Origin of the sequence: Streptomyces chromofuscus (assembly GCF_015160875.1) — a bacterium.
Taxonomy (GTDB): domain Bacteria; phylum Actinomycetota; class Actinomycetes; order Streptomycetales; family Streptomycetaceae; genus Streptomyces; species Streptomyces chromofuscus.
In genome coordinates, this window is the sequence record NZ_CP063374.1 from 6630452 (window position 1) to 6655082 (window position 24631).

Annotated in this window: 22 protein-coding genes; 16 read left to right on the plus strand and 6 right to left on the minus strand. The window is 72.6% G+C overall.

Annotation, left to right across the window (positions count from 1 at the left end; all coding sequences use genetic code 11):
• Window positions 1–2 precede the first annotated feature (2 nt).
• Together aceB and IPT68_RS29785 are read right to left on the minus strand one after the other, a co-directional pair.
• Window positions 3–1628: a malate synthase A gene (gene aceB / locus IPT68_RS29780; RefSeq protein WP_189699891.1), complete on the minus strand. Its 1626-nt coding sequence runs from the start codon at window positions 1626–1628 to the stop codon at window positions 3–5.
• Between the two features lie 183 nt (window positions 1629–1811).
• Window positions 1812–2414 (minus strand): nucleotidyltransferase family protein, encoded by a 603-nt coding sequence (locus IPT68_RS29785; RefSeq protein ID WP_189699890.1) that lies wholly within the window; start codon window positions 2412–2414, stop codon window positions 1812–1814.
• Between the two features lie 185 nt (window positions 2415–2599).
• Here IPT68_RS29785 and IPT68_RS29790 point away from each other — a divergent pair, with 185 nt between their 5' ends.
• Window positions 2600–2920 carry a DUF5955 family protein gene (locus tag IPT68_RS29790; RefSeq protein ID WP_189699889.1) on the plus strand — a complete coding sequence of 107 codons (321 nt, stop codon included), beginning with the start codon at window positions 2600–2602 and terminating at the stop codon, window positions 2918–2920.
• 291 nt (window positions 2921–3211) lie between these two features.
• Here IPT68_RS29790 and IPT68_RS29795 read toward each other — a convergent pair whose 3' ends face one another.
• The gene (locus IPT68_RS29795; RefSeq protein WP_189699888.1) at window positions 3212–4009 is read right to left on the minus strand and encodes an IclR family transcriptional regulator; all 798 of its coding nucleotides are present in this window, start codon (window positions 4007–4009) and stop codon (window positions 3212–3214) included.
• Window positions 4010–4290: 281 nt separating this feature from the next.
• On the opposite strand from IPT68_RS29795, the gene allB reads away from it, so the two are divergent.
• Entirely contained in the window at window positions 4291–5625 is a 1335-nt protein-coding gene (gene allB, locus IPT68_RS29800; protein WP_189699887.1) for an allantoinase AllB, read from the plus strand.
• A gap of 32 nt (window positions 5626–5657) precedes the next feature.
• Window positions 5658–6773 (plus strand): allantoicase, encoded by a 1116-nt coding sequence (gene alc / locus IPT68_RS29805; RefSeq protein ID WP_189699886.1) that lies wholly within the window; start codon window positions 5658–5660, stop codon window positions 6771–6773.
• A gap of 85 nt (window positions 6774–6858) precedes the next feature.
• Here the strand turns inward: alc and IPT68_RS29810 are convergent, their stop codons facing one another.
• The gene (locus IPT68_RS29810) at window positions 6859–7626 is read right to left on the minus strand and encodes an SDR family oxidoreductase (RefSeq protein ID WP_189699885.1); all 768 of its coding nucleotides are present in this window, start codon (window positions 7624–7626) and stop codon (window positions 6859–6861) included.
• A 101-nt stretch (window positions 7627–7727) separates the two neighbouring features.
• On the opposite strand from IPT68_RS29810, the gene IPT68_RS29815 reads away from it, so the two are divergent.
• Both IPT68_RS29815 and IPT68_RS29820 read left to right on the plus strand, forming a co-directional pair.
• A complete protein-coding gene (locus tag IPT68_RS29815; RefSeq protein WP_189699884.1) occupies window positions 7728–8552 on the plus strand; it encodes an AIM24 family protein in 825 nt (274 codons plus the stop codon).
• A 102-nt stretch (window positions 8553–8654) separates the two neighbouring features.
• Window positions 8655–9281 (plus strand): dihydrofolate reductase family protein, encoded by a 627-nt coding sequence (locus IPT68_RS29820; RefSeq protein ID WP_189699883.1) that lies wholly within the window; start codon window positions 8655–8657, stop codon window positions 9279–9281.
• Between the two features lie 120 nt (window positions 9282–9401).
• Here the strand turns inward: IPT68_RS29820 and IPT68_RS29825 are convergent, their stop codons facing one another.
• The gene (locus IPT68_RS29825; RefSeq protein WP_189699882.1) at window positions 9402–9602 is read right to left on the minus strand and encodes a hypothetical protein; all 201 of its coding nucleotides are present in this window, start codon (window positions 9600–9602) and stop codon (window positions 9402–9404) included.
• A gap of 171 nt (window positions 9603–9773) precedes the next feature.
• On the opposite strand from IPT68_RS29825, the gene IPT68_RS29830 reads away from it, so the two are divergent.
• The 4 genes from IPT68_RS29830 (at window position 9774) to IPT68_RS29845 (ending at window position 14485) form a co-directional block, all read left to right on the plus strand.
• Window positions 9774–11042 (plus strand): sensor histidine kinase, encoded by a 1269-nt coding sequence (locus tag IPT68_RS29830; RefSeq protein ID WP_189699881.1) that lies wholly within the window; start codon window positions 9774–9776, stop codon window positions 11040–11042.
• Window positions 11043–11156: 114 nt separating this feature from the next.
• On the plus strand, window positions 11157–12335 hold the full coding sequence (locus IPT68_RS29835) for a hypothetical protein (RefSeq protein ID WP_228040019.1): 1179 nt from the start codon (window positions 11157–11159) through the stop codon (window positions 12333–12335).
• A gap of 71 nt (window positions 12336–12406) precedes the next feature.
• Window positions 12407–13078 (plus strand): response regulator transcription factor, encoded by a 672-nt coding sequence (locus tag IPT68_RS29840; protein WP_194074025.1) that lies wholly within the window; start codon window positions 12407–12409, stop codon window positions 13076–13078.
• Window positions 13079–13300: 222 nt separating this feature from the next.
• Window positions 13301–14485 carry a cytochrome P450 family protein gene (locus tag IPT68_RS29845; protein WP_189699879.1) on the plus strand — a complete coding sequence of 395 codons (1185 nt, stop codon included), beginning with the start codon at window positions 13301–13303 and terminating at the stop codon, window positions 14483–14485.
• 94 nt (window positions 14486–14579) lie between these two features.
• Here the strand turns inward: IPT68_RS29845 and IPT68_RS29850 are convergent, their stop codons facing one another.
• On the minus strand, window positions 14580–15602 hold the full coding sequence (locus tag IPT68_RS29850; RefSeq protein ID WP_189699878.1) for a Gfo/Idh/MocA family protein: 1023 nt from the start codon (window positions 15600–15602) through the stop codon (window positions 14580–14582).
• 130 nt (window positions 15603–15732) lie between these two features.
• On the opposite strand from IPT68_RS29850, the gene IPT68_RS29855 reads away from it, so the two are divergent.
• From IPT68_RS29855 to IPT68_RS29885, 7 genes are all read left to right on the plus strand, one after another.
• Window positions 15733–16470, plus strand: coding sequence for a GntR family transcriptional regulator (locus tag IPT68_RS29855; RefSeq protein ID WP_189699981.1), 738 nt, complete (start codon window positions 15733–15735; stop codon window positions 16468–16470).
• A 169-nt stretch (window positions 16471–16639) separates the two neighbouring features.
• Window positions 16640–17656 carry a sugar ABC transporter substrate-binding protein gene (locus IPT68_RS29860; protein ID WP_444545035.1) on the plus strand — a complete coding sequence of 339 codons (1017 nt, stop codon included), beginning with the start codon at window positions 16640–16642 and terminating at the stop codon, window positions 17654–17656.
• The gene (locus tag IPT68_RS29865) at window positions 17653–18681 is read left to right on the plus strand and encodes an ABC transporter permease (protein ID WP_189699876.1); all 1029 of its coding nucleotides are present in this window, start codon (window positions 17653–17655) and stop codon (window positions 18679–18681) included. Before IPT68_RS29860 ends, IPT68_RS29865 begins: the two co-directional genes overlap by 4 nt.
• Window positions 18648–19469 (plus strand): ATP-binding cassette domain-containing protein, encoded by an 822-nt coding sequence (locus IPT68_RS29870; protein ID WP_373300667.1) that lies wholly within the window; start codon window positions 18648–18650, stop codon window positions 19467–19469. The genes IPT68_RS29865 and IPT68_RS29870 overlap by 34 nt, the downstream gene beginning before the upstream one ends.
• A gap of 105 nt (window positions 19470–19574) precedes the next feature.
• Complete coding sequence (locus IPT68_RS29875) at window positions 19575–20720, plus strand: ROK family glucokinase (RefSeq protein WP_189699874.1); 1146 nt, start codon at window positions 19575–19577, stop codon at window positions 20718–20720.
• Window positions 20717–21310, plus strand: coding sequence for a sugar kinase (locus IPT68_RS29880; protein ID WP_189699873.1), 594 nt, complete (start codon window positions 20717–20719; stop codon window positions 21308–21310). Before IPT68_RS29875 ends, IPT68_RS29880 begins: the two co-directional genes overlap by 4 nt.
• A gap of 155 nt (window positions 21311–21465) precedes the next feature.
• Window positions 21466–24279, plus strand: coding sequence for a DEAD/DEAH box helicase (locus tag IPT68_RS29885; RefSeq protein WP_373300665.1), 2814 nt, complete (start codon window positions 21466–21468; stop codon window positions 24277–24279).
• The last annotated feature ends 352 nt before the right edge of the window (window positions 24280–24631 follow it).

Genomic DNA, 24631 nt, shown 5'->3' on the forward strand with positions numbered 1-24631 from the left:
CGTCAGCCCTTGAGCTGCTCGTACGCCGGCAGCGTCAGGAAGTCGGCGTAGTCCTCGTCGAGCGAGACCTTCAGCAGCAGGTCGTGGGCCTGCTGCCAGGTCCCGGCCGCGAAGGCCTCCTCGCCGATCTCCGCGCGCACCGCCGCCAGGTCCTCGGCGGCGACCTTGCGGGCCAGCTCGGCGGTGACCCGCTCGCCGTTGTCGAGGACGACGCCCGCGTTGATCCACTGCCAGATCTGCGAACGGGAGATCTCGGCGGTGGCCGCGTCCTCCATCAGGTTGAAGATCGCGACCGCGCCGAGGCCCCGCAGCCAGGCCTCGATGTACCGGATGCCCACCTGCACGGCGTTGACCAGACCGGCGTACGTCGGCTTGGCGTCGAGGGAGTCGACGGCGATCAGGTCCTCCGCCTCGACCTCGACGTCCTCGCGCAGCCGGTCCTTCTGGTGGGGCCTGTCGCCGAGGACCTTGTCGAAGGACTCCATGGCGATCGGGACCAGGTCGGGGTGGGCGACCCAGGAGCCGTCGAAGCCGTCGTTCGCCTCGCGGTCCTTGTCGGCGCGGACCTTCTCGAAGGCGACCTTGTTGACCTCGGGGTCCTTGCGGGACGGGATGAACGCCGCCATGCCGCCGATCGCGTGCGCGCCGCGCTTGTGGCAGGTGCGGACCAGCAGTTCGGTGTACGCGCGCATGAAGGGGGCGGTCATCGTCACCGCGTTGCGGTCCGGCAGCACGAACCTCGGTCCGCCGTCCCGGAAGTTCTTGACGATGGAGAAGAGGTAGTCCCAGCGGCCGGCGTTCAGGCCGGAGGCGTGGTCGCGCAGTTCGTAGAGGATCTCCTCCATCTCGTACGCGGCCGTGATCGTCTCGATCAGGACGGTCGCGCGGACGGTGCCCTGCGGCATGCCGACGTATTCCTGCGCGAAGACGAACACCTCGTTCCAGAGGCGGGCCTCCAGGTGCGACTCGGTCTTCGGCAGGTAGAAGTACGGACCCTTGCCGAGGTCGAGCAGGCGCTGGGCGTTGTGGAAGAAGTACAGGCCGAAGTCGACGAGGGCGCCGGGGACCGGGGTGCCCTCGGCGTCGACGAGATGCCGCTCGTCCAGGTGCCAGCCGCGCGGGCGCATGACGACGGTCGCCAGCTCCTCGGGGGCCTTGAGCGCGTACGACTTGCCGGACGCCGGGTCGGTGAAGTCGATGTTCCGGGCGTAGGCGTCCGTCAGGTTGAGCTGGCCGAGGACGACGTTCTCCCAGGTGGGAGCGGAGGCGTCCTCGAAGTCCGCGAGCCAGACCTTTGCGCCCGAGTTGAGGGCGTTGATGGTCATCTTGCGGTCGGTGGGACCAGTGATCTCGACCCGGCGGTCGTTCAGCGCGTCCGGGGCGGGTGCGACGCGCCAGGTGGGGTCCTCGCGGATCGGTGCGGTCTCCGGGAGGAAGTCGAGCGTGGAGGTGCGGGCGATCTCGGCGCGGCGTTCCGCGCGGCGGGCGAGGAGTTCGTCACGCCGGGGCGTGAACCGGCGGTGCAGCTCGGCCACGAAGGCGAGCGCCGCGTCGGTGAGGACCTCCTCCTGCCGGGGCAGGGGCTCGGCGTCGACGATGGCCGGCGGAGACGGCGCTGGTGCGGACATGAGCTGTCACTTCCTTCAGCGGTGGCACCGGTGCCGGTCGGCACGCAGGGGAGATTCCACACCCGCTGTACGGTCGGGTGCCTCTGGGCAGTGGATATTAGTTTCCTTATCATGGAACTTCAATGGTTTGTTGATGTCGAGACTCTCCGGGTCGAGGCAGGGTGGCGCTCGGTGCCACCCCGTTCACTCAAGGTGGCTCAGGTCGGCCGCCGTGTCGATGTCGTACGGCCGTGCCACGTCGCCGCACTCCACGAGACGGACCGCGGCCGCGTGCTCCTTCACGTACGCGCGTGCCCCCCGGTCGCCGGTCGCAGTCGCCGTGATGCCCGCCCAGTGCCCGGCGCCGAGGAGCACCGGATGACCGCGTACGCCGTCGTAGGCGGCCGAGACCAGTGAGGACTCGTCCGTGTAGGCGGCCAGGACGCGGGCGACCGCCTCCGGTCCGATGCCGGGCTGGTCGACGAGCGACACCAGTGCGGCCCGCACCCCCGTCCCGGCGAGCGAGTCCAGCCCCGCGCGCAGCGAGGAACCCATGCCCCGCTCCCACTCGGCGTTGTCCACCAGCACACAGCCGGGCAGCTCCGCCCGGTCCCGTACGGCGTCGGCGCGCGCCCCCAGCACGACGTGCACGCGCGTGCAGCCGGCCGCGCGCAGCACCGCGACGGCGTGTTCGACCAGTGGGCGGCCCCGGTGTTCGAGCAGCGCCTTGGGCCGGCCGCCGAGCCGGCGCCCGCCGCCCGCGGCGAGCAGCAGCGCGGCGACCGGTGCTTGGTTCTGATCCGTCATGGGTCCTGCATACCTGACCCCCGCGCGGGCCGGACGGCGCCCGGGGACTGAATTTCGGTCCCCGTGGTGGCGGATCGGCATCCGGTGGCGTTTACTGGCCCGCGTCCCCGGCGCACGACCGGCGCGATGGGGCGGGCGGGGAGCAGGGTGGGGCTGTGCACAACGGTGTGCCAGGGGGGAGAGCTGTGTTGCGGAGCTTGGGGCAGAGGCCAGTGACCGGCAGCGGCGAGGATCCGAAGGTGGCGGAACTGCGGACCGCCGTGTCCCGACTGCGCCGTGAACTCGCCGCGCATCCCGCGGACTTCCCCGACCGTGCCGTCGCCGAGGAGGAACTCGCGGCGCTCGCCGCGATGACCGCCGACGGCACGCCCGAGATCCCCCGCCTGCGCCGCTCGCTGCTGCTGATCGCGGGGGCGATCGGCTCGGTGAGCGCGCTGTCGCGGGGCCTGTCGCAGGTGCGGGACGCGGTGGAACTGTTCGGCGACCCGCCACGACGTCACGGCTAGGGCCTGTCGTTCGGATCACGCCGCGGACGCGGGGTCCGGCACGCGCCGCTGCCGCGTTGTCGTCGGTCGCCGCCGCTTCGCGTCGACTCCCTCCTCCGCCCTGCAGCCGCACGCACCGGAACCCGCTCACCGGCATCGATCAGCACCGTCGGCGCCCTGCGACCTGATCCGAACGACAGGCCCTCGCCGCGGGGAGGCACGCCCGGGCGCTTCCCGGCGGCGGCGCGGGTCAGTGGCCGGCCGTCAGGCTCGGCGGCCGGTGCTTCCGGCCGGGTCGCCGGGGCGGGCTCGTCACGCCAGGTTCTGGCTGGCCAGGGCCTCGGACAGCTCGGCGGCGATCTGCTGGAGCACCGGCACGATCCGCTCCGTTGCGGTCTCCGTCACCCGGCCCGCCGGGCCCGAGATGGAGATCGCGGCGGCGGTGGGGTAGTCGGGCACCGAGACCGCCAGGCAGCGCACGCCGATTTCCTGCTCGTTGTCGTCGACGGCGTAGCCCATGCTGCGGACCTCGTCGAGCGCGGCGAGGAAGCCGTCCGGTGTGGTGATCGTCTTCTCCGTCGCGGCGGGCATGCCGGTGCGCGCCAGCAGGGCGCGCACCTCCTCGTCCGGGAAGCTCGCGAGCAGCGCCTTGCCCACGCCGGTGGAGTGCGGCAGGACCCGCCGGCCCACCTCGGTGAACATGCGCATCGAGTGCTTGGACGGCACCTGGGCGACGTAGACGATCTCGTCTCCGTCGAGCAGCGCCATGTTGGCCGTCTCGCCGGTCTCCTCGACCAGTCGGGCCAGGTAGGGGCGGGCCCACGTGCCGAGCAGCCGCGAGGCGGACTCGCCGAGCCGGATCAGGCGCGGGCCGAGCGCGTAGCGCCGGTTGGGCTGCTGACGGACGTACCCGCACGCGACGAGGGTGCGCATCAGGCGGTGGATGGTCGGCAGTGGCAGCCCGCTGCTCGCGGAGAGCTCGCTCAGGCCGACCTCGCCGCCCGCGTCCGCCATCCGCTCCAGCAGGTCGAAGGCGCGCTCGAGGGACTGGACGCCACCGCCGTTGGCGGACTTGGCGGAGTCGGTGGTGCTGGCGCTGGACGTCGGCACGGCGCGTTCCTTTCGGGACTGACGGGAGGGCAGAAGCCTACCCGGCGGCCGGTTGACTCCCCGTTTGTGCATAGCTACGTTCTGCCTGCTGGAATTCTCATTCCGCTTTGTGGAAACGTCCAGATGGGGCGTCGCGGGTGCACTGTGGAGAAGTGTGCCTCTTGACGGTGTGCGAACGGGAGTGAAGACTTCTTCAACAGAACGTTGAATTCCGTGGCGTGGAAGTACCTCCCGTTTCCCGGAGGTCTCGGGAGCCGGGACGGCGGCAGAGAGGGGTCCGGGTGTCCGACGCTGAACTGGTGCTGCGCTCGACGCGTGTCATCACGCCCGGGGGGACGCGCCCGGCGTCCGTCGCGGTCGCCGACGGGAGGATCACCGCCGTCCTGCCGTACGACACCCCGGTCGGGGGCGCCCGGCTGGAGGACGTCGGCGAGCACGTCCTGCTGCCCGGCCTGGTCGACACCCACGTGCACGTCAACGACCCCGGCCGCACCGAGTGGGAGGGCTTCTGGACCGCCACGCGCGCCGCGGCGGCCGGCGGCATCACCACCCTCGTCGACATGCCGCTCAACTCGCTGCCGCCGACCACCACCGTCGAGAACCTGCGCACCAAGCAGGAGGTGGCCCGGGACAAGGCGCACATCGACGTCGGCTTCTGGGGCGGCGCGCTCCCCGGCAACGTCAAGGACCTGCGCCCGCTGCACGAAGCCGGGGTCTTCGGCTTCAAGGCGTTCCTGTCCCCTTCCGGCGTGGACGAGTTCCCGCACCTCGACCAGGAACAGCTTGCCCGGTCCATGGCCGAGATCGCCGGGTTCGGCGGCCTGCTGATCGTGCACGCCGAGGATCCGCACCGCCTCGCCGCCGCCCCGCAGCAGGGTGGCCCCAAGTACGCCCACTTCCTCGCCAGCCGTCCGCGCGACGCCGAGGACACCGCGATCGCCACCCTGATCGCCCGGGCGAGACGCCTCCACGCGCGCGTGCACGTGCTGCACCTGTCCTCCGGCGACGCGCTGCCGCTGATCGCCGCCGCCCGCGCGGAGGGTGTGCGCGTCACCGTCGAGACGTGCCCGCACTACCTCACCCTGACCGCCGAGGAGGTTCCGGACGGGGCCGGCGAGTTCAAGTGCTGCCCGCCCATCCGCGAGGCCGCCAACCAGGACCTGCTGTGGCGGGCGCTGGCCGACGGCACGATCGACTGCGTGGTCACCGACCACTCCCCGTCGACGGCCGACCTCAAGACGAACGACTTCGCCACCGCCTGGGGCGGCATCTCCGGCCTCCAGCTGAGCCTGCCGGCGGTGTGGACCGAGGCCCGCAAGCGGGGCCACACCCTGGAGGACGTCGTCCGCTGGATGTCCACGCGGACCGCGGAACTCGTCGGGCTCGGCCACAAGGGCGCCATCGAGGCCGGCCGGGACGCCGACTTCGCCGTCCTCGCGCCCGACGAGACGTTCACCGTGGACCCGGTCGCCCTCCAGCACCGCAACCGCGTCACGGCGTACGCCGGGCGCACCCTCAGCGGGGTCGTGAAGTCCACCTGGCTGCGCGGCGAACGCATCGTGGCAGACGGCGAGTTCACCGACCCGAAGGGGCGACTGCTCACCCGCACCCTCTGAATCCCGACGTCCGAAAGGCAGACCAGATCACCGTGACGGCGACACCGAGTTTCACCGGCGACGCGCACCCCTACGGAGGCGGCGACCCGTACGCGGACTACCGCACCGCCGACTTCCCCTTCACCCAGTACGCCGACCTCGCCGACCGTCGGCTGGGCGCCGGAGTCGTCGCCGCCAACGACGAGTTCTTCGCCGAGCGCGAGAACCTGCTGGTGCCCGAGCGCGCCGAGTTCGACCCCGAGCACTTCGGGCACAAGGGCAAGATCATGGACGGCTGGGAGACCCGGCGCCGCCGGGGCGCGTCCGCCGAGCACCCCTGGCCCACCGCCGAGGACCACGACTGGGCGCTGATCCGCCTCGGCGCGCCCGGCGTGATCCGCGGGATCGTCGTCGACACCGCCCACTTCCGCGGCAACTACCCGCAGTCCGTGTCCATCGAGGGCGCGTCCGTCGCCGGCTCCCCGTCGCCGGACGAACTGCTCCGCGACGACGTGAAGTGGACGACCCTGGTCCCGCGCACGCCGGTCGGCGGCCACGCGGCGAACGGCTTCGCCGTCTCGGCCGAACAGCGCTTCACGCACCTGCGGGTCAACCAGCACCCGGACGGCGGCATAGCGCGCCTGCGCGTGCACGGCGAGGTGGCACCCGACCCCGAGTGGCTGTCCGCGGTGGGCACCTTCGACGTCGTCGCCCTGGAGAACGGCGGCCGGGTCGAGGACGCCTCCGACCGCTTCTACTCGCCGGCCACCCACACCATCCAGCCGGGCCGTTCCCGCAAGATGGACGACGGCTGGGAGACCCGCCGCCGCCGCGACCGCGGACACGACTGGATCCGTTACCGGCTGGTGGCCCAGTCCCGGATCCGCGCGATCGAGATCGACACCGCCTGCCTCAAGGGCAACAGCGCGGGCTGGGCGTCGGTGTCCGTACGGGACGGCGAGGACGGCGAGTGGACCGAGATCCTGCCCCGCACCCGCCTCCAGCCCGACACCAACCACCGTTTCGTGCTCCCGGCCCCCGCCGTCGGCACGCACGCGCGCGTGGACATCTTCCCGGACGGCGGCATCTCCCGCCTGCGCCTGTTCGGCTCCTTGACCGAGGAGGGCGCGACGCGCCTGGCGGCACGCCACCAGGAGCTCGGCGGCTGACGCACACCAGGAACCCGGGCGGTCGACGCCCGTGGCGACGCGCGGGGCGCCCCGGCCCGGACAGCACCGGTGCGCCCCGCGTGGCTCACGCCGCGTGCCCCCCGTCGACCGAGAACTCGGCGCCGGTGACGTACGAGGCACCGGCGAGGTGGGCGACCGTCGACGCCACCTCCTCCGCCGCCCCGAACCGGCCGAGCGCGGTCATCGCCGCCTGACCGGCCGCGAACGGTCCGTCGGCCGGGTTCATGTCGGTGTCGATCGGCCCGGGATGCACGACGTTCGCGGTGATCCCGCGCCCGCCCAGCTCCCGCGCCAGCGCCTTGGTCAGCCCGGTCAGCGCCGCCTTGCTGGTCGCGTAGAGGGTGCCCCCGGGCCCCGGCACCCGCTGGGTCATGCAGCTGCCGACGGTGACGATCCGGCCGCCCTCCGGCATGATCGCGGCGGCCGCCTGACAGGCCAGGAAGACGCCCCGGACGTTCACCGCGAGCACCCGGTCCACGTCGGCGAGCGAGAGGCTCTCCAACGGCCCGAGCACGCCGACGGCCGCGTTGTTCACCAGCACGTCGAGCCCACCGAGGGCCTCGGCCGTGCGCCGCACGGCACCCGCCGCCTCGTTCGGGTCGGCGCCGTCCGCCCGCAGGGCCACCGCCCGGCGCCCCATTGCCCGGACGGCCCCGGCCACGTCCTCGGCGGCCTCCTTGCCGTTCACGAACGTCACGGCCACGTCGGCGCCCTCCCGCGCCAGCCGCAGCGCGGTCGCCGCACCGATGCCGCGGCTGCCGCCGGTCACCAGGGCGACCTTGCCCTCCAAGGGCGCCGGAGTGGTCACGGTGTGCGTCGCTTGAGAAGTCATACGCCCATTCCAGCGAGCGCCCCCACGAGGTTGCCGGCGGCGAGCGGACACCGAGGTCGCACGCCCGGAACTCGCGGCCTCGTCTCCCGCGTTCTCCTCACGTGACACTTCAGCAAGAGATCGTCGGCAACGCCATGCAGATGGCGGTCGTCACCCTGCGCCCGGGCCAGACCGTGTACTGCGAGGCGGGGAAGTTCCTGTTCAAGACGGCGAACGTGACCATGGAGACCCGGCTGTCCGGCCCGTCGGGCGGCGGCTCGGCGCAGGGCGGTGCCTCGGGCGCCGCGGCGGCGGGCATGGGCGGCCTGCTGCGTCAGGCGGTGGGGACCGCCATGCAGGTCGGCCAGCGGGCGCTGGCGGGCGAGTCGCTGGCGTTCCAGTACTTCACCGCGCAGGGCGGCGAGGGCACCGTCGGCTTCGCGGGCGTCCTGCCCGGTGAGATGCGTGCCCTGGAACTCGACGGCACGCGCGCGTGGTTCGCGGAGAAGGACGCCTTCGTGGCCGCCGAGTCCACCGTCGAGTTCGGCATCGCCTTCCAGGGCGGGCGGACCGGCATGAAGGGCGGCGAGGGCTTCGTCCTGGAGAAGTTCACCGGCCGCGGCACGGTGATCATCGCGGGCGCCGGCAACTTCATCGACCTCGACCCGGCCGACTTCGGCGGCCGCATCGAGGTCGACACCGGTTGCGTGGTCGCCTTCGAGGAGGGCATCCAGTACGGCGTCCAGCGCGTGGGCGGCCTCAACCGGCAGGGTCTGATGAACGCGGTGTTCGGCGGCGAGGGCCTGTCCCTGGCCACCCTGGAGGGCAGCGGCAGGGTCATCCTGCAGTCCATGACGATCGAGGGCCTGGCGAACGCCTTGAAGAAGGCGCAGGGCGGCGACAAGCAGGGCCCGACGGGCGGACTGTTCTCGACGCACTCCGGATGAGTCTCTCCGCCGCCCAGCGATGAGTTGCGGGTGCCGGTGGGGTCTGACCTGATGAAAGCAGACCCCACCCCGCAAGGGTCATCCAGGAAGAAGGCACCCGCCATGGGCAAGCTCGTCCTCACCAGCTTCGTCACCCTCGACGGCGTCTACCAGGCCCCGGGCGGCCGCCAGGAGGACACCCGCGACGGCTTCGAGCACGGCGGCTGGAGCGTTCCGTACGGCGACGAGGACTTCGGGCGGTTCATCGACGAGGTCTTCCAGCGCGTCGGCGCCTTCCTCCTCGGCCGCCGCACGTACGAGATCTTCGCCTCGTACTGGCCGAAGGTGACCGACGCCGACGACCCGGTCGCCTCGCGGCTGAACACCCTGCCGAAGTACGTCGCCTCTGCCTCCCTCACCGACCCCCGCTGGTCCGGCACCACCGTCATCGGCGGCGACCTCGCCAAGGAGGTCACCGCCCTGAAGGAGGACACCGACGGCGAGCTGCAGGTGCACGGCAGCGGCGCCCTGGCGCGGTCCCTGTTCGACCTCGGCCTCATCGACACCGTGCATCTGCTGACCTTCCCGGTCGTCCTGGGCGCCGGCCGCCGCCTGTTCGCCGAGGGCACCGTCCCGACGGCCTTCCGCCACACCGGCGGCCGGATCACCTCGGCGGGCGTGTCGATCCAGACGTACGACCTGGCGGGGCGTCCCGAGTACGGCACCTACGAACTGCCCGACAACGCGTAGTCCGACGGGAGTCGCACGTGGGGTTTGCTTCGTCAACTCCCGTCATGCGGCGGCGGCCGAGACGGTGCCGCCGACGACCTGATCGACGACGGCTGCTGAGCGGCCGCCGGACCACCGGGTTCACCCGGACCTGCGGCTCTCTGCCGCGGCGAACAGGGCGAACGCCAGCACGACGAGGGCGACGCTCGCGTAGATCTCGTACCCGTCGAGGACACCGATGCGCTGCACGAGCCCGATGTGCCAGTCGGTGAACTCGTGCACCAGACCCATCGCGCCCTGCACCAGGGCGATGAACCCGAGCAACTCCAGCAACTGCTTCATGGACATGACTCTCGCCCCGCGGACCCCCCACGGACATCGGCCGCGGGGCGAGGCCGGCCCCACCGAAGTCGGTGATCCCGCTCCGCCGCCGCGCCGAAAGTAGCGGGCGGCGCGACTTCGGTCGGCGATCCCCCGTTCGGGGAGGTGGCACCGGTCCCGCCCTGCGTAGATTTGTCGACCGTGACAGACGACAGGGCGATACCGGCGGCAGCGGCGTTCGAGGGGCGCCGGTGGCTCCTGCCGTCCGCGCTGGTCCACGCGCTCGACCCGGACACCGGACGGCCCGGCCGACGGCCCCGGCGCACCGCGCGCGACTGGATCGTCGACTTCTCCTGCTTCCACCTGGCCGCCGTCGTCGGCCTGCTGGCCGCGGACTCCATGACCCCCGAGAACACCCCGCCCGCCCTCCTGGTCGTCGACCAGTGGCTCGGCGCCCTGTCCTGCGCGGCGGTGTGGCTGCGCCGCCGGTGGCCGGTCGGGCTCGCGGTCGCGATGCTCCCCGTCGGCCTCGTCTCCAACACCGCGGGCGGCGCCGGCCTGGTCGCCTTCTTCACGCTCGCGGTGCACCGGCCCTTCCGCCACGTGGCCTGGATCGGCGGCATCTCCCTCGCCCTGATCCCGGTCTTTTTCTGGCTGCGCCCCGAACCCGAGATGCCCTATGTGGTGGCCGTCGCGTTCACCGCGCTGCTCAGCGTCTGCGTCATCGGCTGGGGCCTGCTCGTACGCTCCCACCGCCGGCTGATGTTCAGTCTGCGCGATCGCGCCCGGCGCGCCGAGAGGGAGGCGCATCTGCGCGCCGAGCGGGCACAGCGACTCGCGCGCGAGGCGATGGCCCGCGAGATGCACGACGTGCTGGCGCACCGGCTGACGCTGCTGAGCGTGCACGCCGGCGCGTTGGAGTTCCGGCCCGACGCGCCCCGCGAGGAGATGGCGCGGGCGGCCGGTGTCATCCGGGAGAGCGCGCACGAGGCGCTCCAGGACCTGCGGGAGATCATCGGGGTGCTGCGGGCGGGAGAGCCCGACGACGCCGGCCGCCCCCAGCCCTCGCTCGCCGCCCTCGACGCGCTGGTCGCCGCGTCGCGCGAGGCCGGCACCGAGGTGGCCCTCGACCTGCGGGTCACCGACCCGGCCGCCGTCCCCGCCGCTGCCGGCCGCACCGCCTACCGCATCGTCCAGGAGTGCCTGACCAACGCCCGCAAGCACGCCCCCGGCAGCGAGGTCACGGTGTCGGTGACGGGCACGCCGGGCGAGGGCCTGACGATTCTGGTGCGCAACCCCGCGGCCGAGGGCGACGTCCCGCACGTCCCGGGCTCCGGGCAGGGCCTGATCGGCCTGACCGAGCGCGCCACGCTGGCCGGGGGACGGCTGGAGCACGGGGCATGCGAGGACGGCGGCTTCGAGGTGCGGGCCTGGCTGCCGTGGGGCGCGCACGGCCCGTGACCGATCACGTATCCTCCCATGTCGCTGCCGAGAGACGGCAGTTGAGTCGGGCGAGACGACGGGCCGACATCGGTGCGGCCGTCAGTGGCGCGCGTGCCGGGAGGGAAGAGCACAGTGAGTTTCGGGGGACCCGATCCGTACCAGCCGCACTGGCCACCCAACGGCGGACCTCAGCCGCCGCCCCCCAGTCAGGGACCGTACGCACCACCGCCCAACCAGGGACCCTACGTCCCGCCCCCTAACCAGGGGCCGTACGCACCGCCGCCGCACACCGGACCGTACGTTCCCCCGCCCACGAACCCCGGGCCGTACCCGCCGCCGAACCATCCGTACGCGCCCCACCGGCCCCACCCGCCGGGCTTCCCGCCGCAGCCGTACCCCTGGCAGCCGTACCCGCCGTCGCGCAACGACTCCCTCTGGTCGCTGATCACAGGACTGCGCGGCGCCGAATGGCCGCCGCTGCGCGACCTGTTGCGGGCCGGACGGCCGCGCATCCACGGCTGTGTGTGGGTGCTGGTGCTCTTCCCGTGCACCTGGTTCGTGATTCCACCGCTGCTGCTCTGCTACTCGTTCGCCCGTTCGGCGCGCCTGCGGGCCCACCGGCTCTTCCCGGTGAACGCCCACCGTCGCTTCGACGACCCCCAGGTGTGGCGCGTGCAGAAGGCGCGCGCCTGGACCGCGGCGGCGATGTCCGTGCTGCTGCTCCTCGTGTACGGCAAGCCGGAGGACTTCGGTGAGGCACAGCAGCAGTACATGCTGCGGCTGGCCGCCACCCCGCCCCTGCTGCTGGTCAGCGCCCCCGTGGTGATCGCGCTGCTGTTCCGGGTGGCGTCGCCGCAGACCAGGGCCGAGATGCGGGCGCGGGTGCGCGCAGCCGGGCGGACGGCCCTGTGGTACGTCGGCGCCGTGACGACGGTGCCGCTGTGCCTGGTGGGCATCACCCTGGCCGACCGGGGCTCGACGGCCGCGCAGGACCCCTGGTACAGCACGGTGCTGACGCCGGCCCTGGCCCTGCCGATGGTGTGGCTGCTGTTCTTCCTGGGCTTCGCCACCGGCCCCGCGATCCGCAGCGGCTTCAACGCCGCCGAGGTGCACGCCGCGCTGCCCGCGCTGCTCACCGGCGTCCTGGTGTGGGAGTTCGCCGCTCTCAGCCTGGCCGCGGGCGGGACGCCGCCCGGTCCGCCGCTGGTCCAGCTCCTCGCGCTGCTCGGCGGCCCGGCGTCGGTCACCGCGGTGGCCTGGTGGGAGATCGGCCGGCTCCGCGAGCGGTACGGGATCCGGCTGCGGGGCTGACCCCGGGGGACCAGGCCGGTGTCCCGGCGGCGGGACCGTCATGACACGAAGCTCGTGATTACGTGAGGGCCATGACTGCGATCAGAGTGCTGCTCGTCGACGACGACCCCCTGGTGCGGGCCGGGCTGTCCTTCATGATGGGCGGCGCCGACGACATCCGGATCGTCGGCGAGGCCGCCGACGGCGGGGAGGTCGAGGCGCTCGTCGACCGCACCCGACCGGACGTCGTCCTGATGGACATCCGGATGCCGACGGTCGACGGCCTCACCGCCACGGAACGGCTGCGCGCCCGCCCGGACGGCCCGCAGGTCGTCGTCCTGACCACCTTCCACGCCGACGACCAGGTGCTGCGGGCGCTGCGCGCGGGAGCCGCCGGATTCGTGCTGAAGGACACCCCGCCCGCCGAGATCGTCGACGCCGTGCGCCGCGTCGCCGCCGGTGACCCGGTGCTGTCGCCCGCCGTCACCCGCCAGTTGATGGAGCACGCGGCCGGCGGCGCCGCCGACACCCGGCGCGCCCGCGCGCGGGAGCGCGTCGCCGCCCTCAACGAACGCGAACGCGAGGTCGCCGTCACGGTCGGCCGGGGCCTGTCCAACGCCGAGATCGCGACGGAGCTGTTCATGAGCGTGGCCACCGTCAAGACCCATGTCTCCCGCATCCTCGCCAAGCTCGACCTCAACAACCGCGTGCAGATCGCCCTGTTGGCGTACGACGCGGGTCTGCTGGAAGGGGACGGGCACTAGAGTGCCGCGACAGGCAACGTTCACCCCGTCCCGACGCCCGGCACGCCCTCTCGCCGCACCGGCCGGAAGCCCAAGTACATCCAGTACGAGGGCTTCCGGCCGGCACGTCGAGAGCACGCACCGGACGCCGCTCCTTGCCGGGCAAACGTTGCCTGCCGCGGCACGAGTCGGCGCGGCCGTCCGTTGTCGCGGTGAAGGGGAAGGGCGGGAAGGGGGAGCGACATGGCGGACGTGGTCGACCTGGGGGAGTACGGCGCTGACTTCCTGACCGACCCGCACCCGGTGTACGCGCAGCTGCGCGCCCGCGGGCCGGTGCACCGGGTGAGGCTGCCGGGGCACGAGGCGCATCGCGTGGCCTGGCTCGTGGTGGGGTACGAGGAGGCGCGCGCCGCGCTCGCCGACCCGCGGCTGTCCAAGGACGGCGCCGGGATCGGCATGACCTTCCTCGACGAGGAGCTGATCGGTCAGTACCTGCTGGCCGCCGACCCGCCGCAGCACACACGGCTGCGCGGCCTGGTCTCACGCGCGTTCACCGCCCGCCGGGTGGCGGCGCTGCGACCCAGGATCCAGCAGATCACCGGCGAACTGCTCGACACGATGCTCCCGCACGGCCGCGCCGACCTCGTGGAGTCGTTCTCGTACCCGCTGCCGATCACCGTGATCTGCGAACTGCTGGGCGTGCCCGAGCTGGACCGGGCCGCGTTCCGCGCGATGTCGACGGAGGTGGTCGCGCCCACCGACGGCGACCGGGAGTACGAGGCCGTCGTGGCCCTCGGCGAGTACCTCACCGAGCTGATCGAGGACAAGCGCTGCGCCGGACCGGCCGACGACCTGCTCAGCGACCTGATCCGCACCACCGCCGAGGACGGCGACCGGCTCTCCCCCACGGAGCTGCGCGGCATGGCGTACATCCTGCTGATCGCCGGCCACGAGACGACCGTCAACCTGCTCACCAACGGCGTGTACGCCCTGCTCACCCATCCCGGCCAGCTCGCCGCGCTGCGCGCCGACATGGGTCTGCTCGACGGCGCGATCGAGGAGATGCTGCGCTACGAGGGTCCGGTGGAGACGGCGACGTTCCGGTACGCGGCCGAGCCCCTGGAGATCGCGGGCGTGCCCGTGGAGAAGGGCGAGACCGTGCTGGTCGGCCTCACCGCGGCCGACCACGACGAGGCCCGCTACCGGGACCCGCACCGCTTCGACATACGCCGCGACCCCCGCCCCCACCTCGCGTTCGGGCACGGCATCCACTACTGCCTGGGGGCACCCCTGGCCCGCCTCGAAGCCCGCATCGCACTGAGGACCCTCCTGGAGCGCGCCCCGGACCTGGCGTTGGAGGGCCCGCCGGGCCCCTACTTGCCGGGCATGCTGATGCGCGGGATGCGCAGTCTGCCGATGCGCTGGTAGCGCGCCGGCGCACCGAGGCCCAAAGGGCGCCGGGAACCGCGTGACCAGCCACGACGCACCCGCGCACGGCGACGCACAGGAGCCCGGCGAAGCGCTACCGCAGCACCGGCTCCGCCCCGCCCGGCAGCTCCGCGAGCCGGACGGGTCGGTGCTCCCGGCGGGAGAGCTCGCAGGCCTCGGCGATCCGCAGGGCCTGCAACGCCTCGCGCCCGTCGCAGGGGTTGGCCCGCTCACCCCGCACCACCTCCACGAAGGCGTTCAGCTCGGCCTCGTAGGAGGGCCCGAACCGCTCCAGGAAGGTGGTCCACGGCTTGCTCGCGGCCGGCGGCCCGGTCGGTTCGGTGGACGCGATCGGCGTCCGGTCGTCCAGCCCGACCACGATCTGGTCCAGCTCCCCGGCCAGTTCCATCCGCACGTCGTAGCCCGCGCCGTTCAGCCGCGTCGCGGTGGCCGTCGCGAGGGTGCCGTCGTCGAGGGTGAGGAGGGCGGCCGCGGTGTCGACGTCCCCGGCCTCGCGGAACATCGCGGGACCGGCGTCGGAGCCGGCGGCGTACACCTCCGTCACCTCGTGCCCGGTCACCCAGCGCAGGATGTCGAAGTCGTGGATCAGCGTGTCCCGGTACAGCCCGCCGGACAGCGAAAGGTACGTCGCCGGCGGCGGCACCTGGTCGGAGCTCGTCGCCCGCACGGTGTGCAGCCGGCCGAGCCGCCCGGAGCGGACCGCCTCGCGGGCGCCCTTGTACCCCGCGTCGAAGCGGCGCTGGAAGCCCATCTGCAGGATCGTGCCGGCCGTCTCGACCTCGGCGATCGCGTGCAGGGAACCGGGCAGGTCGAGCGCGATGGGCTTCTCGCAGAACACCGGCAGTCCGGAGCGGGCCGCCCGGCCGATCAGTTCCGCGTGGGCCGCGGTCGCCGTCGTGATCACCACCGCGTCCACGCCCCAGCGGAAGATCTCGTCCATGCCCGGCGCGGCCGTCTCCCCGAGCCGGTGCGCCAGCTCCTGCGCCCGCGCGGGGTCCGCGTCCGTGAGGATGAGGGAGCCCACGTCACGGTGACGGCTGAGCGTATTCGCATGAATGGTGCCGATGCGGCCCGTCCCGATGACCCCGATGCGCATGAGAACAAAGTGGAGTCCGACCCACCGCACTGTCAATGCTTATGTCCGGACAATCGGACTTCACGACTTCCCGTCAACCCGTCACGGAGCTACGCTCGGGCGCGTGCCGAAATCAGACGTGGACCCGACCGTGCGGCTCGACCTGAGCGTGGACCGCAGCTCGCCCGTTCCGCTGTACTTCCAGCTGTCCCAGAAGCTGGAGGCCGCCATCGAGCACGGCGCGCTCACGCCCGGCAGCCTGTTGGGCAACGAGATCGAGCTCGCCGGCCGGCTGGGCCTGTCCCGCCCCACGGTCCGCCAGGCCATCCAGTCCCTGGTCGACAAGGGCCTGCTGGTGCGCCGCCGTGGCGTCGGCACGCAGGTCGTGCACAGCCAGGTCAAGCGGCCCCTGGAACTGAGCAGCCTCTATGACGACCTCGAGGCGGCCGGGCAACGTCCGGCCACGAAGGTCCTGGTCAACACCGTCGTCCCGGCGTCCGCCGAGGTCGCGGCCGCGCTCGGCGTCGCCGAGGCCGGCGAGGTGCACCGCGTCGAACGGCTGCGCCTGGCGCACGGGGAGCCGATGGCGTACCTGTGCAACTTCCTGCCCACCGGCCTGATCGAGCTGGACACCGATCAACTGGAGGCCACCGGCCTGTACCGGCTGATGCGGGCCGCCGGCATCACCCTCCACAGCGCCCGGCAGTCCATCGGCGCCCGCGCCGCCACCGCCGCCGAGGCCGAGCGGCTCGGCGAGAGCGAGGGCGCCCCGCTGCTGACCATGCAGCGCACGACGTTCGACGACACCGGCCGCGCGGTCGAGTACGGCACGCACACCTACCGCCCGGCCCGCTACTCCTTCGAGTTCCAGCTGCTCGTGCGGCCCTGAGAGGCGCGCCGCCGTGCCGGGTGCTTCGTCGCAATGTCCGGACAATGCGACCGGGTCGCGCTCCCCGGTCGTGAGCCGGATGATCCCTGTGTTCGATACTGGGGCGTTTGGGTCGGCGTGACGGCCGGCCCCCGCGTACCGGAGAACACAGCAAGAAGGGCACGGCCTCGTGGCACGGTTTTGGACCGGGTTTCGGACCTGGACAGGCATCGCGGTGGCAGGGGCGCTGTGCGCGTCCCTCGCGGGGTGCAGCAGCACCGGCGGCAAGCGCGCCGAGGACGCCCGCAAGGCCGCGGCCGCGCAGGGGAAGGCGGCGGTGAACACCCCCCGCTGGACCTTCGCCATGATCACCCACTCGGGCGACGGCGACACCTTCTGGGACATCGTCCAGAGCGGCGCGGAGCAGGCCGCCGTCAAGGACAACATCAACTTCCTGTACTCGCACGACGACGAGGCCCAGCAGCAGGCGCAGCTGGTGGACGCGGCCGTCGACAAGAAGGTCGACGGCATCATCGTCACCCTCGCCAAGCCCGACGCGATGAAGGCCGCCGTCGCCCGCGCGGTCGAGGCGGGCATCCCGGTGGTCACGGTGAACTCGGGCTCCGCCGAGTCCCGGGAATTCGGCGCGCTCACCCACATCGGCCAGGACGAGACGATCGCCGGCCAGGCCGTCGGGGAGGAACTCAACAGGCGCGGGAAGAAGAAGGCGCTCTGCATCCTGCACGAGCAGGGCAACGTCGGCCACGAGCAGCGCTGCGCCGGCCTGAAGGAGACCTTCGACGGCACCGTGCAGAACCTCTACGTCACCGGCACCAACATGCCCGACGTGCAGTCCGCCGTCGAGGCCAGGCTCCAGTCCGACAGCTCGGTCGACGCCGTCGTCACCCTCGGCGCCCCGTACGCGGACACGGCCGTCAAGGCCAAGGAGAGCGCCGGCAGCGACGCCGAGATCGACACCTTCGACCTGAACGCCAAGGTGGCCGCCGGGCTGAAGGACGGCACCCTCGGCTTTGCCGTCGACCAGCAGCCCTACCTCCAGGGCTACGAGGCCGTCGACCTGCTGTGGCTGTACAAGTACAACGCCGACGTGCTCGGCGGCGGCAAGCCCGTGCTCACCGGCCCGCAGATCATCACCAAGGACCAGGCGGGCGCCCTGGCGGAGTACACCGAGCGGGGCACCCGATGACCGCGATCACTGACGAAAGGATTCTGCACAGCTCCCCGCTGCGCAGGCTGCTCGGCCGCCCGGAACTGGGCTCGGTCGTCGGCGCCGCCGCCGTCTTCCTCTTCTTCGCCCTCGCCGCCGACAGCTTCCTGAAGACGGCGAGCCTGAGCACGGTCCTCTACGCGTCCTCCACGATCGGCATCATGGCGGTGCCGGTCGCGCTGCTGATGATCGGCGGCGAGTTCGACCTGTCCGCGGGCGTCATGGTGACGTCGTCCGCGTTGGTCTCGTCGATGTTCAGCTACCAGATGACGGCGAACGTCTGGGTCGGCGTCGCCGTCTCCCTGCTCGTCACCCTCGCCGTCGGCGCCTTCAACGGCTTCATGATCACCCGTACGAAGCTGCCGAGCTTCATCGTCACGCTCGGCACCTTCCTGATGCTCACCGGCATGAACCTCGGCTTCACCAAGCTGATCTCCGGCACGGTCTCCACCAAGACCATCGCCGACATGGAGGGCTTCCCCACCGCCCGCGACGTGTTCGCCTCCACGCTGACCCTCGGCGGCGTCGACTTCAAAATCACGATCCTGTGGTGGTTCGCACTGGTCGCCCTCGCCAGCTGGATCCTGCTGCGCACCCGCGCCGGCAACTGGATCTTCGCGGTCGGCGGCAACGAGGACGCGGCCCGCGCGGTCGGCGTCCCGGTCACCCGGACCAAGATCGGCCTCTACATGGGAGTGGCCTTCGGCGCCTGGATCGCCGGCCAGCACCTGCTCTTCAGCTACGACGTCGTCCAGTCCGGCGAGGGCGTCGGCAACGAGCTGATCTACATCATCGCCGCCGTCATCGGCGGCTGCCTGATCACCGGCGGCTACGGCAGCGCGGTCGGCTCGGCGGTCGGCGCGTTCCTCTTCGGCATGACCAGCAAGGGCATCGTCTTCGCCGAGTGGAACCCCGACTGGTTCAAGTTCTTCCTCGGGGCGATGCTGCTCCTCGCGACCCTGCTCAACGTCTGGGTCCGCAAGCGCGCGGAGGCGACCAAGTGACTGAAGCGGTGGGACGCACGGCACTCGTGGAGCTGTCCGGCGTCAGCAAGAACTACGGCAATGTCCGCGCCCTCGAAGGGGTCTCCCTGGAGGTGCACGCCGGGGAGATCACCTGCGTGCTGGGCGACAACGGCGCCGGCAAGTCGACCCTCATCAAGATCATCGCCGGGCTGCACCAGCACGACGGCGGCACCCTGCGCGTCGACGGCGAGGAGACCCGCTTCGGCTCCCCGCGCGAGGCCCTGGACCGCGGTGTCGCGACCGTCTACCAGGACCTGGCCGTCGTCCCGCTGATGCCGGTCTGGCGCAACTTCTTCCTCGGCTCCGAGCCCCGCAAGGGCGTCGGCCCCTTCAAGCGCATGGACGTCGACCTCATGCGCCGCACCACCCGCTCTGAACTCCTGCGCATGGGCATCGACCTGCGCGACGTCGACCAGCCCATCGGCACCCTCTCCGGCGGCGAGCGCCAGTGCGTGGCCATCGCCCGCGCCGTTCACTTCGGCGCCAAGGTCCTCGTCCTGGACGAGCCGACGGCGGCGCTGGGCGTCAAGCAGTCGGGTGTGGTGCTGAGGTACGTGGCGGCCGCCCGGGACGAGGGCCTGGGCGTTGTCTTCATCACGCACAACCCGCATCACGCGTACCTGGTGGGAGACAGGTTCGTACTGCTGCGCCGAGGGACGACGGTGGGCCGACACACGCGCGACGAGATCACTCTGGACGAGCTCACCGAGCAGATGGCGGGCGGCAGTGACCTCGCGGATCTGCGCCACGAGCTGCAACGCCGCTGAGGGACGCGGGGCACCGCGCGACGAGGCCCGCGGCGTCGCACCCGGCGACGAACCGGAACCCGGCGGTTCGGCACTCCGCACCCTCGTGAGGCAGAATCGGCGGCGATGAGCACCTACGGCACCTTCAACGCCCCCATCGGCTCACGGCGCGCGACAGCGCTGCGCACCGTCGGCACGCGGGAACGCCGTTCCCATCTGACCGCGCCGCGCGTGCCCACCGTCGGCATCGACATCGGCGGCACCAAGGTGATGGCGGGCGTCGTGGACGCCGACGGCAACATTCTGGAGCGGCTCCGCACGGAGACCCCGGACAAGTCCAAGAGCCCCAAGGTCGTCGAGGACACCATCGTCGAGCTGGTCCTGGACCTGTCCGACCGGCACGACGTGCACGCGGTCGGCATCGGCGCGGCCGGCTGGGTCGACGCCGACCGCAACCGCGTCCTGTTCGCCCCGCACCTGTCCTGGCGCAACGAGCCGCTGCGCGACCGCATCGCCGGCCGCCTCGCGGTCCCCGTCCTGGTGGACAACGACGCCAACACCGCCGCCTGGGCCGAGTGGCGCTTCGGCGCCGGCCGCGGCGAGGACCACCTCGTCATGATCACGCTCGGTACCGGCATCGGCGGCGCGATCCTGGAGGACGGCCAGGTCAAGCGCGGCAAGTTCGGCGTCGCCGGCGAGTTCGGTCACATGCAGGTCGTGCCCGGCGGCCACCGCTGCCCGTGCGGCAACCGCGGCTGCTGGGAGCAGTACAGCTCCGGCAACGCGCTGGTGCGGGAGGCCCGCGAGCTGGCCGCCGCCGACTCGCCGGTGGCGTACGGGATCATCGAGCACGTCAAGGGCAGCGTCGGCGACATCACCGGCCCGATGATCACCGAGCTGGCCCGCGAGGGCGACGCGATGTGCATCGAGCTGCTCCAGGACATCGGCCAGTGGCTCGGCGTCGGCATCGCCAACCTGGCCGCCGCCCTCGACCCGTCCTGCTTCGTGATCGGCGGCGGGGTCTCGGCCGCCGACGACCTGCTCATCGGCCCCGCCCGGGACGCCTTCAAGCGGCACCTCACCGGCCGCGGCTACCGCCCCGAGGCCCGGATCGTGCGTGCCCAGCTCGGCCCCGAGGCCGGCATGGTCGGCGCCGCCGACCTCGCCCGGCTGGTCGCCCGCCGCTTCCGGCGCGCGAAACGGCGCCGGGTCGAGCGGCACGAACGCTACGAGCGGTACGCGCAGGCCCGCCGAAGTCAGGAGTCGCTGTGACGAGTGCCCTGCCGCAGCAGCCCGGCCCCAACGACGAGCCGCCGGCGCCGGGCGAGGACCGCCGCCATGTGATCCGCCGCCGGGCGCTCACCCTGCTCATCATCGTCCTGCTCATCGGCATCCCCGCCGGATACCTCGTGATCTCCGCCAACCAGAGCCGCGCCAGCGGCAAGGACAAGGAGGAGAAGTACTCGGCGCGGGGGCTGACCGTGGGCTGGCCCTCCAAGGTGCAGCGGAGGCTGTACCAGGTGCCGATACCGCATCCGGCCAACAAGGTCGCCTGGTACGAGACGAACAACTGGAAGACCAGCCGGCTCTACGTGCAGTTCCAGACCACGCACGCGGGGCTGGACGCCTTCCTCGCCGACGTCGGCGTCACCCGGGGTGACCTCACGAAGGGCGCCATCACCATCGGCGCGCGCGACCGGCACGTCACGGGCTGGAGGTTCTCGGGCCCCGGCGCCCGTCCCGGCGCGCACTTCGGCCTGGTGCACGTGCAGAAGAACCCCAAACCGACGCAGGACATCGTGGTGAACACGGGCAATCCGACGTATCCGATGGTGTACGTCGTCTCGCGCCTGACTCCCTGAGCGATCGTGCTCGTCCGATTCCGGCTGCCTCCTTCACGCTGATCCTGTTCTGCCCGCTGTCATGGCCGATCCCGGCTGTGAGGGCCGATTGTCAGACCCCGCCCGTAGAGTCGAAGACGACTGATCCGATGTGCGGGCGGGAGGTGGCAGGACGTATGGGTGGATCCGTGCCCGTGCGGCTGGCGGCTGTCTTCCTGCCCGCGCCGGTGCCCCGGGAGGGGCGGGTGGCCTTCTGGGACCCGGACGGCGAGGACACGTCGACGGCGCCCGGCCTCACGCTCACGCGGCTGACCGTCGTACGACCCCATGGGGCCGGGGTCCGCCGCAAGGAGATCCCGGCGCTGACCCTGCCGGTCGCCGAGGCGCTGCCGTCGCTGGTCCGGGCCCGGCACGATCCGGCCGCCCACCCCGCCGCGGCGTGCTGGGGCGCGGTTGCCCTGCACGCGCTGCGACTCACGGCCCGTGGCCGTCTCCTCCCCGGACTGACCCCCACCGGGCACGACGCCTGGCGGGCCGGCCCCCTCGACCCCGAGGACATCGCCCACCTGCGCGCCGTGGCCGCGGCGCTGCCGTACGAGGGGCACGCGGTGCCGCTGCCCGGCCCGGGACCGCTGCGGCTGCCCGAGCCGGAGGCGCTGATGCGGGCCTTCCTCGACGCGGTCGCGGACACCCTGCCGCGCACCCCCGCCGCCGAGCACGCCTGCGGCAGGCCGTTCGCGGCCCGCGCGCCCCAGCCCCTGCCCGCCGCCCACGAATGGGCCGCCGAGGTCGCCGCCGGGATGGACGCGGGCGTGCGGATCTCGCTGCGCCTGGACCTGGCGGCGCACGACCTGTTCGACGCGGGGGAGGACAGCGACCGGGTGCGCCGGGCGGGCGCGGCGATCGTCCAGGTGCACAGCCTCCCCGACCCGACGCTCGTCGTGGACGCGGCGGCGCTGTGGGCGGGGGACGCGGACGGCGACTTCGGTCCCCGCGCGCGCGTGGACGCCGCCCTCGCGGTCCGGCGCGCGGCGCGCGTGTGGGCGCCGCTGGACCGGCTCGCCGAGCAGGACGTGCCCGACGTGCTCCCCCTGTCCGAGCCGGAGCTCGCCGACCTGCTGGGTGCGGCGGCCTCCCGGCTCGCCGCGGCGGGCGTCGCCGTGCACTGGCCCCGCGACCTGGCACGGGACCTGACGGCGGCGGCGGTCGTACGCCCGGCGCCGGGCTCGGCCACCGACGGCACCGGCTTCTTCGAGAGCGAGGAACTGCTCCAGTTCCGCTGGCAGCTGGCCCTCGGCGGCGAGCCGCTCAGCGAGGCGGAGATGGACGCGCTCGCCGAGGCCCACCGCCCCGTCGTACGGCTGCGCGACCAGTGGGTCCTGGTCGACCCGGCGCTCGTGCGCAAGGCCCGCAAACGGGAACTGGGCCTGCTCGACCCTGTGGACGCGCTGTCCGTCGCGCTCACCGGCACCGCGGAGGTCGACGGCGAGCAGGTCGAGGCGGTTCCCGTCGGCGCGCTCGCGGCGCTTCGCGACCGCCTCACCGCCGGGGTGAGGCCGGCCGAACCGCCCGCCGGCCTGTGCGCCACCCTCCGCGACTACCAGCTCCGGGGCCTGGCCTGGCTCGACCTGATGACCTCCCTCGGCCTCGGCGGCTGCCTCGCCGACGACATGGGACTCGGCAAGACGGTCACCGTCATCGCCCTCCACCTCAAACGGGCCCGCACCGAACCGACTCTGGTCGTCTGCCCGGCGTCGCTGCTCGGCAACTGGCAGCGGGAGATCGAGCGCTTCGCCCCCGGCGTCCCCGTGCGCCGGTACCACGGCACGGAACGCACCCTGGACGACCTCGACGGCGGCTTCGTCCTCACCACGTACGGCACCATGCGGTCGGCGGCGGCGACGCTGGCCCGGCAGAAGTGGGGCATGGTCGTCGCCGACGAGGCGCAGCACGTCAAGAACCCGTACTCCGCGACGGCGAAGGCCCTGCGTACCATCCCGACGCCCGCGCGCGTCGCCCTGACCGGCACCCCCGTCGAGAACAACCTCTCCGAGCTGTGGGCGCTGCTGGACTGGACGACGCCCGGCCTGCTCGGCCCGCTGAAGTCCTTCCGCGCCCGGCACGCACGCGCGGTGGAGACCGGAGAGGACGAGGAGGCGGTGACCCGGCTCGCGCGCCTCGTCCGGCCGTTCCTGCTGCGCCGCAAGAAGTCCGACCCCGGTATCGTCCCCGAGCTGCCGCCCAAGACGGAGACCGACCACCCGGTGCCGCTCACCCGTGAACAGGCCGCGCTGTACGAGGCGGTGGTGCGGGAGTCCCTGCTGGCCATCGAGACGGCCGAGGGCATGGCGCGCCGCGGCCTGGTGCTCAAGCTGCTGACCTCGCTGAAGCAGGTCTGCGACCATCCGGCGCTGTACCTGAAGGAGGAGACCGGCCCGTACGCCGGTGACCGGCTCGCCGCACGCTCGGGCAAACTCGCCCTGCTGGACGAACTGCTGGACACGCTCCTCTCGGAGGACGGCTCGGCGCTGGTCTTCACGCAGTACGTCGGCATGGCCCGCCTGATCACGTCCCACCTGTCCGCACGGGCCGTCCCGGTGGACCTGTTGCACGGCGGCACGCCGGTGCCGGAGCGCGAACGGATGGTGGACCGCTTCCAGGGCGGCGCCACACCGGTGCTGGTCCTGTCCCTCAAGGCCGCCGGCACCGGCCTGAACCTCACCCGCGCGGGCCACGTCGTCCACTTCGACCGCTGGTGGAACCCGGCGGTCGAGGAACAGGCCACCGACCGCGCCTACCGCATCGGCCAGACCCAGCCCGTCCAGGTCCACCGCCTCATCACCGAGGGCACCGTGGAGGACCGCATCGCCGAGATGCTCCAGTCCAAGCGCGCCCTGGCCGACGCGATCCTCGGCTCCGGCGAGGCGGCCCTCACCGAGCTGACGGACCGCGAACTCGCCGACCTCGTGTCGCTGCGGAGGATGTCATGACGGGGGAGAGGGGGCGGTCTTGGGCGTGGGATGAGGGTGAAGGTCCCGATGCGGTCCGGGAGTCGGGCGAGGCAAGGGCGGGGGCGTCGGGTGCGACTGAGCGCTCGGGGGAGTCGCGGCAGCGGGGCGAGGGCTTGGGTCCGGGGGAGCTGGGGCAGCGGGGCGAGGTCGTGGGCTCGGGGGAGCTGGGGCAGCGGGGCGAGGTCGTGGGCTCGGGGGAGCTGGGGCAGCGGGGCGAGGGCTTGGGCTCGGGGGAGCTGGGGCAGCGGGGCGAGGTCGTGGGCTCGGGGGAGTCGCGGCAGCGGGGCGAGGGCTTGGGTCCGGGGGAGCTGGGGCAGCGCGGCGAGGCGGA